17 protein-coding genes are annotated in these 16,409 nt (G+C 54.1%); 2 read left to right on the top strand and 15 right to left on the bottom strand.

The genetic code is table 11. The features are described from left to right. Positions 1-57 precede the first annotated feature (57 nt). The 13 genes from DXB92_RS06665 to DXB92_RS06600 form a co-directional block, all read right to left on the bottom strand. Positions 58-579 (bottom strand): DNA-3-methyladenine glycosylase, encoded by a 522-nt coding sequence (locus DXB92_RS06665; RefSeq protein ID WP_117733270.1) that lies wholly within the window; start codon positions 577-579, stop codon positions 58-60. A 212-nt stretch (positions 580-791) separates the two neighbouring features. After that, positions 792-1,169, bottom strand: coding sequence for a hypothetical protein (locus DXB92_RS06660; protein ID WP_117733269.1), 378 nt, complete (start codon positions 1,167-1,169; stop codon positions 792-794). Between the two features lie 486 nt (positions 1,170-1,655). Continuing rightward, the gene (locus DXB92_RS06655; RefSeq protein WP_117733268.1) at positions 1,656-3,383 is read right to left on the bottom strand and encodes an NFACT RNA binding domain-containing protein; all 1,728 of its coding nucleotides are present in this window, start codon (positions 3,381-3,383) and stop codon (positions 1,656-1,658) included. Positions 3,384-3,882: 499 nt separating this feature from the next. Then, positions 3,883-4,713: a putative RNA methyltransferase gene (locus DXB92_RS06650; protein WP_117733267.1), complete on the bottom strand. Its 831-nt coding sequence runs from the start codon at positions 4,711-4,713 to the stop codon at positions 3,883-3,885. Further along, positions 4,710-5,504, bottom strand: a complete 795-nt coding sequence (locus DXB92_RS06645; RefSeq protein ID WP_117733266.1) for a Nif3-like dinuclear metal center hexameric protein — start codon at positions 5,502-5,504, stop codon at positions 4,710-4,712. Before DXB92_RS06645 ends, DXB92_RS06650 begins: the two co-directional genes overlap by 4 nt. A 212-nt stretch (positions 5,505-5,716) precedes the next feature. After that, the gene (locus tag DXB92_RS06640; RefSeq protein WP_181976941.1) at positions 5,717-6,370 is read right to left on the bottom strand and encodes a class I SAM-dependent methyltransferase; all 654 of its coding nucleotides are present in this window, start codon (positions 6,368-6,370) and stop codon (positions 5,717-5,719) included. A gap of 462 nt (positions 6,371-6,832) precedes the next feature. Continuing rightward, on the bottom strand, positions 6,833-7,045 hold the full coding sequence (locus tag DXB92_RS06630) for a DUF1858 domain-containing protein (RefSeq protein ID WP_021682559.1): 213 nt from the start codon (positions 7,043-7,045) through the stop codon (positions 6,833-6,835). 349 nt (positions 7,046-7,394) lie between these two features. Further along, the gene (locus tag DXB92_RS06625; RefSeq protein WP_021682560.1) at positions 7,395-7,676 is read right to left on the bottom strand and encodes a zinc-ribbon domain containing protein; all 282 of its coding nucleotides are present in this window, start codon (positions 7,674-7,676) and stop codon (positions 7,395-7,397) included. Positions 7,677-7,797: 121 nt separating this feature from the next. Then, positions 7,798-8,367 (bottom strand): sigma-70 family RNA polymerase sigma factor, encoded by a 570-nt coding sequence (locus tag DXB92_RS06620; RefSeq protein ID WP_147330030.1) that lies wholly within the window; start codon positions 8,365-8,367, stop codon positions 7,798-7,800. Between the two features lie 280 nt (positions 8,368-8,647). Further along, the gene (locus tag DXB92_RS06615; RefSeq protein WP_040647778.1) at positions 8,648-9,160 is read right to left on the bottom strand and encodes a S1 RNA-binding domain-containing protein; all 513 of its coding nucleotides are present in this window, start codon (positions 9,158-9,160) and stop codon (positions 8,648-8,650) included. A gap of 222 nt (positions 9,161-9,382) precedes the next feature. Continuing rightward, positions 9,383-9,694 carry a septum formation initiator family protein gene (locus DXB92_RS06610; RefSeq protein WP_051343782.1) on the bottom strand — a complete coding sequence of 104 codons (312 nt, stop codon included), beginning with the start codon at positions 9,692-9,694 and terminating at the stop codon, positions 9,383-9,385. Next, complete coding sequence (gene yabQ / locus DXB92_RS06605) at positions 9,652-10,215, bottom strand: spore cortex biosynthesis protein YabQ (RefSeq protein WP_117733263.1); 564 nt, start codon at positions 10,213-10,215, stop codon at positions 9,652-9,654. The genes DXB92_RS06610 and yabQ overlap by 43 nt, the downstream gene beginning before the upstream one ends. Beyond that, the gene (locus DXB92_RS06600) at positions 10,212-10,502 is read right to left on the bottom strand and encodes a YabP/YqfC family sporulation protein (RefSeq protein WP_021682566.1); all 291 of its coding nucleotides are present in this window, start codon (positions 10,500-10,502) and stop codon (positions 10,212-10,214) included. The genes yabQ and DXB92_RS06600 overlap by 4 nt, the downstream gene beginning before the upstream one ends. Before the next feature lie 607 nt (positions 10,503-11,109). Here DXB92_RS06600 and secG point away from each other — a divergent pair. Both secG and rnr read left to right on the top strand, forming a co-directional pair. Then, a complete protein-coding gene (gene secG, locus DXB92_RS06590; protein WP_021682568.1) occupies positions 11,110-11,367 on the top strand; it encodes a preprotein translocase subunit SecG in 258 nt (85 codons plus the stop codon). Positions 11,368-11,578: 211 nt separating this feature from the next. Further along, entirely contained in the window at positions 11,579-13,741 is a 2,163-nt protein-coding gene (gene rnr, locus DXB92_RS06585; RefSeq protein WP_021682570.1) for a ribonuclease R, read from the top strand. 305 nt (positions 13,742-14,046) lie between these two features. On the opposite strand, the gene ftsZ is transcribed toward rnr, so the two are convergent. Together ftsZ and DXB92_RS06575 are read right to left on the bottom strand one after the other, a co-directional pair. Then, positions 14,047-15,237, bottom strand: coding sequence for a cell division protein FtsZ (gene ftsZ, locus DXB92_RS06580; RefSeq protein ID WP_040647795.1), 1,191 nt, complete (start codon positions 15,235-15,237; stop codon positions 14,047-14,049). A 234-nt stretch (positions 15,238-15,471) separates the two neighbouring features. Continuing rightward, positions 15,472-16,398, bottom strand: a complete 927-nt coding sequence (locus DXB92_RS06575; RefSeq protein WP_117733261.1) for an FtsQ-type POTRA domain-containing protein — start codon at positions 16,396-16,398, stop codon at positions 15,472-15,474. Positions 16,399-16,409: the final 11 nt, after the last annotated feature.

Here is a 16,409-nt window from a genome sequence, read left to right as displayed (position 1 = left end):
ACTGCCGCTTTTTGTTTTAAGGCAATACCGCCCCGATCAGTTTACGACCGGGGCGGTTTATTTTTCATCGGCGATCCAACGCCATGGCATGTTTTTCCAGTATTCTCCGGCATAATCAATGCCTACACGCACATCGGTACGCAGAGCCGGACGAAAGCCGTCATCTGCGATCCACAGTTCCGGACAGGTGAGAAAGCTGTCCCCGTTGAACTGTTTGTCCACCTGTAGATACTTGGTCAGCTTGGCAGGGCCGTTGTGGACGGCTCCGGCACGAAGCAGTACGCCCTGTGGCTGTTCCCGTTCGCCGGTGATGACATTCATCAGCCAGTGCATGCCGTAGCAGAGGTAGACGTAGATCACACCGCTTTCCCGATAGAGCAGTTCCGTGCGGGGTGTTCGCCCTTTGGAGGCATGACACGCCAGATCTTCCTGCCCGCGGTAGGCTTCGGTTTCGGCAATGCGTTCCTGTAAAATCGTGCCGTCCGGCAGCCGCCGCATCAGAAGCTTCCCCACCAGATCGGGAGCGACCTCCAGACAGTCGCGGTGGTAGAAGGATTCCGTTAAACGAATAGGTGCCATGAGAAATACCTCCTTTTGCGGCGAGTCGCCGCTGACCTTACGCCCCAATTTCAAATGTGAAACGGGTAGTGTTACGGCGGACAAGCCGCCTGTATGCCCCGCCGGGGGAGTTTTGTTGATGAGAATCTCTTGTGTAATCTTCGCGTGATACTTGAATCTTACAGTACAGGTGAAACGCGAACTCTTTTCTTTTTTTGCTTCTTTTTTTCTTTTCAGTAAAGAAGCGGCGGGTCGCCGCTGACCTTACGCCCCAATTTCAAGTGTAAAAAGGGTAGTGTTACGGCGTGCGGCGAGTCGCCGCTGACCTTACGCCCCAATTTCAAGTGTGAAAGGGGTAGTGTTACGGCGGCGGCTGCCGCCTGTTCGCCCCGCCGGGGGGAGTTTTGTTGATGAGAATCTCTTGTGTAATCTTCGTGTGATACTTGAATCTTACAGTACAAGTGAAATGCGAACTCTTTTCTTTTTTTGCTTCTTTTTTTCTTTTCAGTAAAGAAAAAAAGAAGCGTAACTCTTTGTGAAACCGGTTGATTGCTGTAGCATACGAAGTTTAAGCTTGCAAACGCCGCAAAGATAAAGTCACCCGCCTGCACAAGCAATACCTCAAAAAACCAACATTACCGATACAGGCAAGGTCAACCACCGGCGTTGGCAAGCCCTAGGCGGACAGCGAGGTACGAGCGAATTCCGCCGGACGGTTTCGGCTTGACTGCACTAGAAGATACGCTTCACGGAGAACCCCTCCACCGCCTAACGGCGGTTCCCCTCAGCACAAGGCACGCCCTACGGGTGCCCTTTCAGGGGAGGCTATATGCAAGCTTGCAAACGCCGTAAAAAATAAGGTTCACCGTCTGCACAGGAAAACACCTGAATATCAACATTACCGATACAGACAAGGGCAACCACCGGCGTTGGCAAGCCACAGGCAGACAGCGAGAGCAACGAGCGAATTCCGCCGGACGGTTTCGACACAGCAGCCCCAGAAGTTCCCGCGGAGCGATGTGGACATCGCCCACTACGCATTCCCAAAAACAAAGCTAGCCGCAGTCTGCCCGCAAATTCCCTGTCCGGCTATTCCGCTATCTCTGCTCCGGCTTCACATACAATGTGTGCTGATTGGTGAAGATCACCATGCCCGGCTTGGCTCCGGCAGGCTTTTTCACGTACCGCACGGCACAGTAATCCACCGGCACCTGTGCCGAATCCCGTGCCTTGCTGTGATATGCCGCCAGCTGTGCCGCCTCTTCCAGTACCTTCTGGGACGGCTCTTTTCCGCCGGTTTCCAGAATCACGTGTGAACCGGGGATATTCTGGGTGTGCAGCCAGATGTCGTTCTTGTTTGCCGTTTTCAAGGTCAGCTGGTCGTTCTGGCGATTGTTCCGCCCCACCAGAATCCGTGTGCCGTCCGAAGCGGTAAACTCCATCGGCGGCAGAGATTTCGGCGGCTTGCCCTTTCGCCGCAGCAGCCGGAGATAACCCTGCTCTGCCAGTTCCGCCCGCAGTTGTTCCAGATCGTTTTCCGTTTCCGCACGGCTCAGAGCGTCCAGCACGCTGTCCAGATACGTCAGTTCTTCCCTGCCCTTGGCAATCTGCTCCGTGAGAATCTTCTCCGCCGTGCAGGCTTTTTTGTACGCTTGATAGTACTTCTGGGCGTTCTGGGGCGGTGTCAGGCGAGCATCCAGTGCAATGTGCACCGTCGGGCAGTCCGGCTCGTAGAAGTCCTCCAGAACCGCCTCTGTATCGCCCTTGTGCAGCCGGTAGAGGTTGGCGGAGATCAGATCCGCTTTCCGGCGGTCTGCGTCCTTTTCCCCGCAGGCTTCCAGTTCTTCAGACTGGGAAACGATTCGCCGCTGGATTCGCTCTGTTGCGTGGAGCAGCAGGTGGAACAGGTCGTTTGCCCGCTGTTTCAGCCGTGCCATATGGTCGCGGCTGGCGAAGAATTCGTCCAGCAGAGCACAGGCAGAGGGCATGACTTTTGTCACCATCAACGTGCCATACTGGTGCAGCGGCAGGAACGAGAAATCCTTCGGCTGTCCCTCGCGTGTGCTGACAATGGTATAGACGGCCTCGCCCTGTTCCAGAATCTCCCGCGTTCTGCCAATGGTGTAACAGAGCCGGTCTTTCTGGTCATCGGTGAGGGATTCCGCCCGACAGGGCTGCCCCTTTCCGGTATAGTATGCCCATTCCCGCACCAGAACCGGCGAAACGCCCTCAAAAGTTTGCAGCAGAGCCTTGGAAAGTTCTCCCGTTTTGGTGGACAGCACCGCCAGCATCTGTTCCGGTGCCGCCTGTAAAAAGTTCAGCCGTTCGTCCCGCGGCGGCATCTCATAGGGCAGCCCCGGCAGCACCAGCCGTTTGCTGGACATGGTGGCATCGACACGTTTCATGCTGTCGATGACCTTTCCGGTTTCGTCAATGAGGATTAGGTTGGAATATCGCCCCATGATCTCGATCGCGAGAGTCAGCTGCACAATATCCCCCAGTTCGTTGACGCAGGAGAAGTCGAAGTACAGCACCCGTTCCAGTCCGTCCTGCCGAATTGCCAGCAACTTGCCGTTTCCCAGCCGTTTCCGCAGGAGCATGCAGAACATAGGCGGAGCCTTGGGGTTTTCCACAGTCACCTGTGTGAGGTGCACTCTTGCACGGTCTGCCGCACAGGAAAACAGCACCTTTGCCCCGCCGGTACGCCCGCGGAAAGCGACAAGCAGTTCTTCCCGTGTCGGCTGGTGGATTTTTTCAATACGGGAATCCAGCAACGGCAGCAGTTCCTGCCGCACCACGTGTAAATATGCACCATCTAATGCCATGTTTGATTCGTCCTTTCTTACGGCGGGCGGCGAGTCACCGCTGACCTTACGCCCCAATTTCAAGTATGAAACGGGTAGTGTTACGGCGGGCGGCGAGTCGCCGCTGACCTTACGCCCCGATTTCAAGTGTGAAACGGGTAGTGTTACGGCGGGCGGCGAGTCGCCGCTGACCTTACGCCCCGATTTCAAGTGTAAAACGGGTAGTGTTACGGCGGGCGGCGAGTCGCCGCTGACCTTACGCCCCGATTTCAAGTGTAAAACGGGTAGTGTTACGGCGGGCGGCGAGTCGCCGCTGACCTTACGCCCCAATTTCAAATGTGAAACGGGTAGTGTTACGGCGGCAGCAGCCGCCTGTTCGCCCCGCCGGGGGAGTTTTGTTGGTGAAAACCTATGAGAGAGTAGAGGGCGATGCCCACATCGCCCCATGTAAAACCAGACAAACAATATTCGTTCATAACAGCAAGAAGCGGAGGGGTATTGCCTAAAATCTTTTACACACCTACTCCGTTTCCACCGCCCGATACTGCAAGATCTCGAAAGAGATCTGCGTAGACAGGCTTTCCAGCTGTTCCAGTCGGGCGTGTTCCTCCCGTCCGGTCTTATAGTAATACGGTGTCATCTGAAACAGATTCTGAATATCTGCCGGATCGTCCAGCTTCAGCCAGCTGTCCACATACTCCGCCTGTATCAGTTCAAAGCCGTCCAGTGCATAGTCCCGCACCGCGTTGGGATAGGGCACATCGTAGATCGCTTCTTTCAGCCCCCACAGATGCTGCTGCCCCGGGATCACCATCAGCATAGTGCCGCCCTTATGGAGCACACGGTGGTACTCCTCGCCGCAGTAGGGAGCAAAAATCGTCATCAGCATATCACAGCACCGGTCTGCCACCGGCAAGTGATACACGCTCCCCACCGCGAAATGGGCATTCGGGCAGCGTTTCGCCGCCGCATCTGCCGCACTCTTGGAAATATCCACGCCGTAGGTTTCCATTTGCAGATCCGCCTGTGCCAGTGCTTTCGAAACGCCCTCGGTATAATAGCCCTCGCCGCAGCCCGCATCTAACAGCACGCCGCCGGCTCTGCCGTACCGCACTGCCGCCTGTTCCAGAGCCTGTAACAGCAGAGCATAATGCCCTGCGTCCAGAAAATTCTTGCGGGCACGCATCATCACGGCGTTGTCCCCCGGATTCTTGGCGTGCTTCCGGTTCACCGGCAGCAGATTCACATAGCCGCTTTTCGCCATATCGAAGTTATGTCCCTGTGCACAGCTCCACGATTTCCCGCGGTGCTGCATAAACGAACCGCATACCGGACACTTCCAAACACTCATGCTTTTTCCACTCCCCTGCAAAACTCAGCCGGATTTCTGCCGGCGTTCTCTGTCACCTGTGCCGCAGGCAACGCCTTTCGGATCTGTTCCGCCAGAATGCCGGCGGCAAAGCGTTCCGTACCGTAGTGCCCGCAGTCGAACAGAGCGATGCCGGAAAACTCTGCCGCATACCACCGGTCATGCTTGATGTCGCCGGTGATCAGAGCATCACAGCCCTTTGCCGCAGCCAGTTCCAGCATGGACGCAGCCGAGCCGGAGCAGTAGGCAATTTTCCGAATGGAACGCTCTGCGGCGGAATACCGCACTTCCCCGAATGCCGTTTGCAGCGTCTGTGCCAGCGTTTGCGGTGTCCATGTGCGGGCACTGGTGTCGATCCACCCGAAGCCTCTGCCGTCCGTCCACGACGGCTCCAGCACTTCCTGTGTGCCTTGGAGAGCCAGCGGCTTTTCCAAAAGGGTGTGTGCAAAGGTGTTCAGACCCAGCGGTGCCATGTCCAGCGGCGTGTGCACACAGATCGCTGCAATGCCGTGAGCCGCCAGCTGGTAAACCGGACTGTCCGGCGGCAGCGTTTTCAGCGGCGAAAAAATCACAGGGTGATGTGCCACCACCAGCTGCACCTGTTCCGCCACCGCCTGTGCCACAATGGCTTCGGAAATATCCAGCGTGGTGAGAATGCGGTCGGCAGGCTGTGCCATACCGCCCACCAGCAAGCCGGAGTTGTCCCACGATTCCTGCGAGGCAAACGGTGCGAATGCGTCAATGGCTTCATATACTTCTTTTACAGTCAGCATGTGATCTCTCCTTTTCTGTCTATGCCGAACAGACTCTTATGGCAATACCGCACAAAGATTGTGCGACAGATGCGTCGTCAAATTTTTCGTCAGATGAAACAAAAAGCGGAGTGAATACTGGATGTATTCACGAGCATTTTTGTGAAATATGACGGTAAATTTGCAAGCAGATGGCGTACAAAGTCGCCAGACGCTCTTTGTGTGGTATTGCCTTATAGTTTCTCCTGAATTGCCTGTGCCAGTGCCGCCCAGTCTGCGGCTTCTGCACGCCCTGCCTGTTCCAGCTGCTGTGCCAGTTTCTGAAAACGCTGCTGCTTCCAGCCGGCATAGCGGCGGACGGATTCCGACTGCCAGTCCACGCAGCCGATCTCCTGTTCCAGCGGCGACAGGATGCGGACAGTTCCCGTGTGACGGGCACTCAATATCACGTAGAATTTTTCGCCCTCCTGCACCACCTGTTCCGACCAGCCGAACCCCTGCTGTGCCAGCCAGAGCCGCAGGTCGGGAATCTTGGTCATGGGCTGAAGGATCAGGTGCACCTGCCGCCGCCACGGACAGTTTTCCAGAATGTGCACAATGGTTTCGCCGCCCATGCCGGCGATCACCACATCGGTAATGCCTGCCGGCTGCACCTGTTCCAAGCCGTCGCAGAGGAACAGTTCCGCCTGTTCCAGCACGCCGGCTTCTGTGAGTGTCCGTCTTGCCGCCTCCAGCGGTCCAGCGTGAATATCGGTGGCGACAGCACGGGTGCAGCGTCCGCTTTGCAGCAGTTCCGCCGGCAGATAGGCGTGATCAGTGCCTACATCGCAGACAACTCCCGCCGGTGTCACCTGTGCCGCACATGCGGCAAGCCGTTTCGTCAGCATGGTTCGTATCCTCCATTTCATTATGCAAGAGATTTCAGAAAACCCCTCCTCTTTCAGGGGAGGCTTATTCTACTAGGCTCCCTTTTGGTGTATAGGCTCCCTTGAAAAGGGAGCTGGCAGCCGCAGGCTGACTGAGGGATTCTTCCGTATAACCTGAAACATTATGCAAAAGATTTTACAAAAGAATCCCTCCACCAGCTTCGCTGGTCCCCCTCCCTTTTCAAGGGAGGCTTTTTTCAGGCTCCCCTGAAAGGGCACCCGCAGGGCGTGCCTTGTGCTGAGCTGGCAAGCCGCAGGCTTGACTGAGGGGTTATCTCGTAATCCCTTTACAGCAAGCAAAAGATTCCACAAATCCCTCCATCAGCTTCAGCTGTTACACTGCCCCAAAAACAAAAATTGCCCCACCGGAGAACCACCATTGCTGCGGCAGAGTCACACGGGGAGCAATTTCATAAAACCAATTTACTGTGCATCGCCGGCTGCGATCTGCTTGTTCAGTTCTTCCAGCAGTTCGTCCGTATCGATACCATGCACCATGCAGGCTTCTTCTACAGTTTCTCCGCGAGAAGCCGGACAGCCCAGACAATGCATGCCGATTGCCATAAACAGCGGAGCTGTCTGCGGTGCAATATCCAAAATATCACCGATGATGGTTTCTTTTGTAATCGTTACCATAGTCTTACACCTCCTGTCTGTATATCATACGGCAAAGTGCCGCAGTCCTGCACGGAAAGGAAACCTTTTTTCAAGAGTTCCCTGCCGTGACAATCCATAGCGTTCCCTTTCCGGAAAGCACTATACAGACAAAAAGAAAAAGTCGTTTCTTATGGCAATACCGCACAAAGATTGTGCGACAGATGCGTCGTCAAATTTTTCGTCAGATGAAACAAAAAGCGGAGTGAATACTTGATGTATTCACGAGCATTTTTGTGAAATATGACGAGAAATTTGCAAGCAGATGGCGTGCAAAGTCGCCAGACGCTCTTTGTGCGGTATTGCCTTATCTCAATGCAGTCCGTAAGCCTTATGCTTCTTCCTTCATCTTTGCATAGCATGCACTGCAGTAGATCGGACGGCCTTCACGGGGCTGGAACGGCACTCTTGCTTCGCCGCCGCAGGAATCGCAGACAGCAGTGAACATTTCGCGTTCCTGTCTGGGAGCACCGCCACGCTTTGCATCACGGCAAGCCTTGCAACGCTTCGGCTCGTTGGTGAAGCCTCTTTCTGCGTAGAATTCCTGTTCGCCAGCAGTGAAAACGAATTCATTGCCGCAGTCCTTGCATACCAAAGTCTTATCTTCGTACATAGTATAACCTTACCTTTCTCGAGGGTGTCCGCTTGGGATTCCTCGTGCCGGAATGGTCTTTCCGGCTGTTCCATGAAAAATGTTCCGGCGGCAGGATACCGTCCGGAGAATCCCGGTGCAATTACTGCAAAACGCCTTCCGAATGAAGTTTTCGTCGGGCACGCTGCAGTGCATTATCCACTGATTTTACAGAGATTCCGAGCTGTTCCGCAGCCTGTGCATAGGACGCTCCTCCGTAGATCAGCATGCAAACCTGATATTCCCGCCGGGATAAGCGGTTCACCATTGCACAGAACATCTCCGCCGCCTGTGACCGGCTCTGTACCACAGAATCCGGCGGCAGGGCGGTGTCCTGTACCTGAGAAAGCGGAGGCATGTCCGATGCCCCCACAGGTAACGGTAAATTGCGGCAGTGCCGCAACGCAGATACAATGCTGTTTGTAATGCATTTGCCCGCATAGGCAGAAAAAGGTACGCCACGCATGAAATCATACCGACATACCGCAGAAATCAGACCCAAAAAGCCCTCTTGTGCGAGATCCTCCGGTTCAGAAATGCCCTGAAACTGCCGCACCTGATGCCAGACGGCACCGGTATAGCGTTTCACCAGCGATTCCATTGCCCCACGGTCATTTCTCGCCAGGAGCACAAGCTCCTGATCCGGTAGTTGCTCAAAAGGTACCGGCTTCAATACGCATTCCCCTATCAATCCGTGAAATTATTCAGTTTGCTATTGCTCAGGAAGTGCGGCACGCACCCGTTGACGGCACGCACTGCACTTTTCTTATTATATCGGAAAACGGCAGAATTGTCAATATCTATCCTCAGAAATCTTGAAACCCTTGGGAAAACCGGCATTTCCCCCAGTTTTGCCGGCGGCTTTTCTGACAATATGTACAGTTTTATGAAAGGCAACACAAAACGGCAGCCGTGTCGGGCTGCCGCTGGTTCTTTTTCAGGGAATATTTTTCTCACTTCCGCTTCGAACGATTTTTGCGTTCGGTTCCACGCTTGATGTCACACATGCGTTCCTCGCTGGTCTGCTTGAAGCGGGAAAGCATATCCTCGAAAGACATTTCAGAGGGATCCTGCCGCTTTTTCGGCTCCCAGACGTTGGGCTTGCTGCGGCGGGGCGGACGGGACTGCTGTCCGTCACCGTTTCCGCGGAACGGCTTGCCGCCGCGTTCTCCGCGGGGAGCGTGGTCAGAGTCACTGCGTCTGCCGCCGTGCTCTTTGTTTTCTTCCGCCTGCTTCATGGAAAGGCTGATCTTCCCCTGTGGATTGGTGCCGATCACCTTGACACGTACCGATTGCCCCTCTGTCACGAAATCGCGGATCTCGTTGACATAGCTGCGGGAGATCTCAGAGATGTGCACCATGCCCATCACCTTTTCCTCCTCCGGCATTTGCAGCTCCACAAATGCACCATACTTGGTGATATTTTTTACTGTTCCCTCATAAATTTTTCCGATTTCGACCTGCATGTAACTCCGTATCCCTTTCTCTCGCATTTCATTGCTGGGTGTTTTCCTAGGGCAATACCGCACAAAGATTGTGCGACAGATGCGTCATCAAATTTTTCGTCAGATGAAACAAAAAGCGGAGTGAATACTTGCTGTATTCACGAGAATTTTTGTGAAATATGACGGGAAATTTGCAAGCAGATGGCGTGCAAAGTCGCCAGACGCTCTTTGTGCGGTTTTGCCCTAGTTTCTGGATGTGTCATAGAACCGGTACTCGTCCGGATAAGCATAGTTGTATTCTTCCCGTGCCAGACGCTCCATATAGCCGTCAATATCGCCGCTTTCGAGGATCCGCTGCAAATCCTCGTTGTCCGCGGTGAGATCGTCGATCTGCTTCTGCACCTGTTCCAGTTCCGTTTTCTTTTCCGCGATGCTGGACTGATTCGACACAATGCTGATGGTACAGCCGGCGATCGCAAGAACTACCGCTGTCCGGCTGATGATCCGAAAGATCAAGCGTGACCGCTTTTTTTCCGTTTTTGTTTCCTCTGCCATGATAACGCCGCCTTTCGTTTCAAAATTCCACTATCATTATACAACATTTTTCTATCTCTCTGCAAGGGTAAATGCGAAAAAAAAGATGCTTTTCGAAAAAGTTTGGCGAAATGTCCAAATTTCCGGTGCAACGGAGTGCAAATACGCACGACACCGTGGAAAAACGGGCGAAACAGCCGCCGCAAACTGCCGAAAATCCCCGCCAGAACCCGTCCCAGAAGGGGCACTGTGACGCAGCCCAGCGTACAGCGGTACAGCAAAAATCCCAGCACGCTGCCCATGACATAATAGCCGCGGAATTCTCCCCGTGCCAGCACGGTGGAAAAACAGAGCAGTGCTCCCGCCCACAGCAGCAGGAACGCCACATCTTCCAGAGCCGCCGCCAGCTTGCCATGGGGCAGCAGCAGCCGGAGCGTCCGCAGCACATCGAACACCACGCCCAGCGGGATCCCCAGCAGCACCGCAAAGATCAGCAGCCGTGTCTGTTCCGGCACGGTGAAAAAAGTTTCCAGCTGCATCATCGGAACAGCTTTCCCAGCAGGGACAGCGGACCGCGGCGATCCTTTTCCCCGTATTGCAGCAGCCAGATGTCGCCGGTAATGGTCATGTCGCCGGTTTCCACGCTGACATCATTGATGTGGAGATTCCGCCCCTTAATGGTCAGCTCCCCCAGCCCCGTGAACAGATTGATCATGCGTTCATCAAAGCAGTCCACATCAGTCACACCCGTCAGCGTCAGCTTGGCACGATCTTCCAGAATGAGGTTGTGGTGTCCGGTGGGTGCAGGCAGTTGTTCTTTTTTGGTCATATCAATTTCCTCCTGTCACATGGTCTTGCATTCGTTTCAGTGTATGCGGCGAGGAGTGAAAACATGCTTGCGGCGGTATTCAGGCACCCTTTTCAAAACAGGCTCCCCTGAAAGGGCACCCGCAGGGCGTGCCTTGTGCTGAGCTGGCACCGCAGGTGACTGAGGGGTACTTCCGTGAAACCCAACACATTAAGAAAAAGATTCCACGTAGGAACCCCTCCACCGTCTGACGACGGTTCCCCTCCCCTTTCAGGGGAGGCTGATTTTATTCAGACTCTCACTTTTGTGCATAGGCTCCCCTTTAGGGGAGCTGTCACCGCAGGTGACTGAGGGGTACTTCTGTAAAACCTGATACATGAAGCAAAAGATTCCACAAAGAACCCCTCCACCGCCTATCGGCGGTCCCCCTCCCTTTTCAAGGGAGGCAATTTTATTTTTCTTGACATGTGGGATTTTTTTCTGAAAAGGGCTTGCTTTTTTTTCGGGAATGTGGTATAATGTGAAAGATAATGAATGTTTGCAGGTTTCTGCATCGTTCAGCACGAAGCCGCCGCTGTTATGCTGCCGCTTTGTGTACTCGAAACTAGACGGGAGGAGGGACTTTCCCATGAGCGTACTGGAAATCATTGTTGGTGCTGTGGTACTGCTGATCAGCGTTGTTCTGATTATTATCTGCATGATGCAGGAGCAGAAGCCGCAGAACGCCACTGCTGCACTGACTGGTGCAAGCAACGATTCGTTCTATGACAAAAACCGCGGACGCACAAAGGAAGCACGTCTGAAGAAGATCACATTCATCTGCTCAGTCGTTTTCTTTGTTTTGATTCTGTTTATGGATATTGTAATGCCGCTGCTGACCAAGTAAACGGCAGATCGTCCTGTGCTTCAGGAGCCTGTTTCGATTCTAGGTTATCTAGGCGGAACAGGCTCTTATGTGTTTTCCGTCCGGAACAGCACAAGTACAGGACTTTTTTCTGACTGCACATCTTCTTTCTGCACATTCGGCAATATCGTCAGAAAAACAACAGCAATGAGAAAGCCGCACAGGGCGGCAGAAGTGAAAGGATTTTTATTTTATGGCTAATACCCAACTGGGCGGGGCTGAAACGATCGACAGCTACCGCAAGAAGATCATGACGATCCTGAAGAAAAGCGGCCGCACACCGGTCAGCGACCGCGATCTGGCTACCAAGTGCCGCACCAACCGCGGCGGGGCTGCCAATTTCCGCAAAGCGGTGCAGGAACTCTGCAAAGAGGGTGCGATCTGTGAACGCCGCCGCGGCTATGTTTCCTCCGCAAACATGGGCTACTATCCGGCAACGATCGTCCGGCTGAGCCGCACATTCGGCTTTGCCCGTCCCGAAGAAGAAGGGGCTCAGGACGTGTTTATCCCCGGCAAGTTCTTACAGGGTGCCATGACCAGGGACCGTGTCCTCATCGGCAACATTCCCTCCCGCAGCGGCAAGCCTGAAGGCGAAGTGCTGGCGATTCTGGAGGAAGCAGACAGCAAGATGACCGGCGTTATCATTGAGGACAACGGCAAGCTGATGTTCCGTGCGGACTCCATGTCCAAGACTCCCATTCAGATCCAGCGAAAGGACAGCGTGATCTATCACGAGGGCGAAAAGGTGCTGGCAGAAGTGGTTTACCGCGGTCAGCGGCACGCCGAGCACAAGGTCAAGATCGTGTTCAGCTTTGGTGTCTGCACCCGTGCAAGCGTCTGTGCCGAAGCAATGGTTGCCGTTCGCGGTGTCAACGTGGACTTTCCGGAAGAAGTCGTTGCCGAAGCCGACCAGCTGGCAAATGCTCCCATTCCGCAGGAGGAATACGCAAAGCGTCTGGACCTGCGGGAAACCCCGATCTTCACCATTGACAGTGCCAAGTCCAAGGATCTGGACGATGCCGTTTCTCTGGAAAAGACCGAAACCGGCTACCGTCTGGGTGTGCACATCGCAGACGTTTCCCACTACGTCCGCCCGCACACCCCGCTGGACAACGAAGCTCTGGATCGCGGCACCAGCATCTACTATGCAAACCGCGTCATTCCCATGCTGCCCACCAGCCTGTCCAACGGCATCTGCTCCCTGAACCCCTGCGAAGACCGTCTGGCATTCTCCGCCCTGATGGACTTGGACGAAAACGGCGAGATCGTCAAGTACGAGTTCCGGAAGACTGTGATCCGTTCCGCTGTCAAGGGCGTTTACAGCGAGGTCAACGAAATCCTCGCCGGCACCGCTTCTCCGGAGCTGCTGGAAAAGTACAAAGCTGTTCAGCACATGATCCCGCTGATGGACGAACTGTGCGACATTCGCCTGCGGGAACGGAAACGCCGCGGTGCTCCGGAACTGGAAACCGCAGAGGGTGCACTGGTCATCAATGACGAGGGTGTCTGCGTGGACGTTGTGGCACGGGAACGGGGCAAGAGCGAGTGCATCGTCGAGGAAATGATGCTGCTGGCAAACGAAGCTGCCGCAAAAATGGCACGGGAAAAGAACCTGCCCTTTGTCTATCGTGTGCACGACAAGCCCTCTCCGGAAAAGATCGAGCGTCTGGAACAGGTCCTGCTGCGGCTGGGTGTCGAAGTGCCGGTATTCACCGACATCAAGCCCCGTCATCTGGCGGAGATTCTGGACAACGCACGAGGTACTGAACTGTATCCGGTTCTGAATGTCATGGTGCTGCGTTCCATGGCAAAGGCAGCCTATGCTCCGGAAGCGATCGGACACTTCGGTCTGGCACTGAAAGACTATGCCCACTTCACTTCCCCGATCCGCCGCTATCCCGATCTGGCAATTCACCGGATCCTCAGCAACTACTGCGAGAACCCCAACGCCGAAGCGATGCACGAAAAGTACGATGCTTTCGTGATCGAAGCTTCCATGCGTTCCAGCGACACCGAAGTACGTGCCATTACCATTGAACGCAACGCCGACGACTGCTACAAGGCAGAGTACATGCAGCAGCATCTGGGCGAAATTTTCGACGGCATCATTGCCGGCGTGACCGACTTCGGCTTCTACGTGGCTCTGCCCAACACCGTAGAAGGTCTGGTACACGTTTCCACCCTGCCGGAAAGCGACTGGATCAACGACGACAGCATTGCTTTCAAGGAAGAACAGGGCAGTGCATGCTACCGTCTGGGCGACACCGTGCGGGTACAGTGCACGAAAATCGATGTCAACAGCGGCAACGTAGACTTCGCCCTCGTAGAAGAAGGACAGGAAGCCGCCGCCAAGTAAAGGCAATTTTCAATCTTAGGGAAACACTGAATAAAGCTTGTGCGTAAGATGCGTAGTCAGATTTTTCGGCAGATTGCATAGAAATTCCGCAGGCATACTGTATGTATGGTAAGGGATTTCTGGGCAATATGACGGAAAATCTGCAAGCAGATTGCGTGCAAAGCCGTCAGGCGGGCTTTATGCAGTGTTTCCTTAGGCAATCAACGCCCCGAAAGGTCACTGCTTTTCGGGGCGTTTTTGACAAAACCAAAAAATCCCCGCTGCTTTTCCACAGCGGGGATTTTGTAAATCGTATCCAGTTGTGCTTAGCGGCGATCCAGAATGTTGAAGATTGCCATCAGGTCGTCATCTACCGGCTTGGACTGCTGCTGCGGTGCTTCTTGCTTCGGAGCAGCTGCCGGCTGTGCCGGTGCCGGATTCGGTGTGCTGCCGCTGACTTTAACGTCATCTACCAGCGGGTTATCTACCGGAATCGGTTCTTCTGCCGGAGCAGCTTCTTCCTCCGGTGCTTCTTCCTCTTCCGGAGCGTCCGGATCTACCATATCGAAACCAGCCGCAATTACAGTAATCACCATTTCGTCCTGCATGTCTTCCTTGAATGCCGTACCGAAGATGAATTCCACATCTTCTGCCGCCTTGTCGGTAATCATCTTGGTGGCAACATCTACGTCGGTAGACATAATGTCCTCGCTCATTGCGATGTTGATCAACAGACGCTTTGCACCGGCAATCGAAGTTTCCAGCAGCGGACTTGCGATAACAGCGTTGGCAGCTTCCTTTGCCTTGTCCTTGCCGGAGCCGTGACCGATTGCCATGTGGGCATAGCCGGCACCCTTCATAATGGTGGAAACGTCTGCGAAGTCCAGATTGATGTAGCCTTCTTCTACGATCAGATCGGAAATGCTCTTGACACCAGTCTTCAGCACGTCATCTGCCAGTGCGAAAGATTCCCGCATGGTCAGGGGCTTGTCCAGACCTTCCAGCAGCTTTTCATTCGGGATCACGATCAGGGAATCCACATACTTCCGCAGTTCTGCGATACCTCTTTCTGCCTGTAACATCTTCTGTTCCCGTTCAAACGCAAACGGCTTTGTGACAACTGCAACAGTCAGAATGCCGGCTTCCTGTGCCAGACGTGCAACGACCGGAGCCGCACCGGTACCGGTACCGCCGCCCATGCCGGCAGTGATGAATACCATGTCAGCACCTTTCAGAGCTGCTTCGATCTCGTCTTTGTTTTCCTCTGCACTTTTCTGTCCAACTTCCGGCTTGTTGCCGGCACCGCGGCCTCTGGTGAGTTTCGAACCGATCTGGATCTTGGTGGTTGCCTTGGAATTATTCAATGCTTTTGCGTCAGTATTGACTGCAATATACTCGATGTCATGTACATCAGAAGATGCCATGCAGTTCAGGGCGTTGCCGCCGCCGCCGCCGACACCGATCACCTTAATATTTACATCGGGATCAAACGCATCTTCATAGATAAAATCAGTCATCTCAACATTTCCTCCTACAAGAACTTCTGTGGTACGCTGTATATTTTCCGCATCGTCCGTCTTCCGCACATACGGATACCTTCTTTAGAAATACACTTATTATTTTAACACATTTCCGAAAGCATTGCAAGCTTTTTTTTGAAATAAATCGGGTTTTTCCCTTTCCCACAAGATTTTAAGGGAAAATCCGCCTGAATTTCACAATTTCATACAGATTCCGTAAGGACATTTTCGTTACTGCCAGCCTGCCGCTGTTGTTGTGGTTTCTGTCTGGGTTTCTGTGGTAACGAGATTGCCGTATTCGTCGGTTTCCGTCACAGGATTTCCGTATTCGTCCGTTGCAGTGGTTTGCAGCGGTGCCGTGGTCTGCTGTTCCACCGCCTCCTTGTCCCGATAGGAACACTGGTGGTCGCCCACCATAGAGAGATAGCCCACCTTGTCGGGGGACAGCTGTCCCAGCACAGTTTCCGCCAGCGTGATCTTATAGTCCATATCGCTCCAGTTTCCCAGCTGAAAGGACACTCTGCCGTCAAAGATCAGGTTGATGTTGTATTTATCTGTGAGGTCGATGGAAGTCACCGGACAGTCCAGCCCCTTGGCGATCCGTTCGGACAGGGACTGAAAGATCTTGTCCTTCTGGCTGTCCCGCGATGCCAGCGTTTTCCCCGGCTCCCGCACGGAAGCTTCGAAGCCGGTGATCGTCGGCAGGGACGGATCACTGTCCGGACCGCTGACCAGAATTTTTCCGGCGGCACTGACTTGCAGCGTACCGCTGGAATCCGTCACATTAAACGCCGCCTTGCTGGGTTCAATGGTGATGACCAGCCGGTCGGGGAAGTCCTTCTGGATCGAAACGCTGTCCACAAAGATCAGCCGGCTCAGAATGTTTTCCTTGACCGTTTCGCGGTTCAGCCGCATCATATTGTCACCGGTATGTACACCGGAAGCCTTTACCACGTCGTTTTTTTGATACGGCTGGTCGGCATCTCCGGCAACGACGATCTGCTCAATATTAAAGAACACTGTCATCGACAGCGACACACCCACACCAATCACCAGAATTGCCACCAGCAGCCCGTACAGCGGTCGGAACCGATTCCGGCGGCGGCGGCGTTTCGAACTGGTCTGGCTCTGGATCTCTGTTTTTTCCACGTCCTGCATGACTTCTGCTC

The sequence above is a fragment of the Ruminococcus sp. OM06-36AC genome, assembly GCF_003438725.1.
Taxonomy (GTDB): Bacteria; Bacillota; Clostridia; order Oscillospirales; family Ruminococcaceae; genus Ruminococcus_C; species Ruminococcus_C callidus.
The sequence above is the reverse complement of the archived record's forward strand: the minus strand, read 5'-3'. Positions and strand labels throughout refer to the sequence as shown.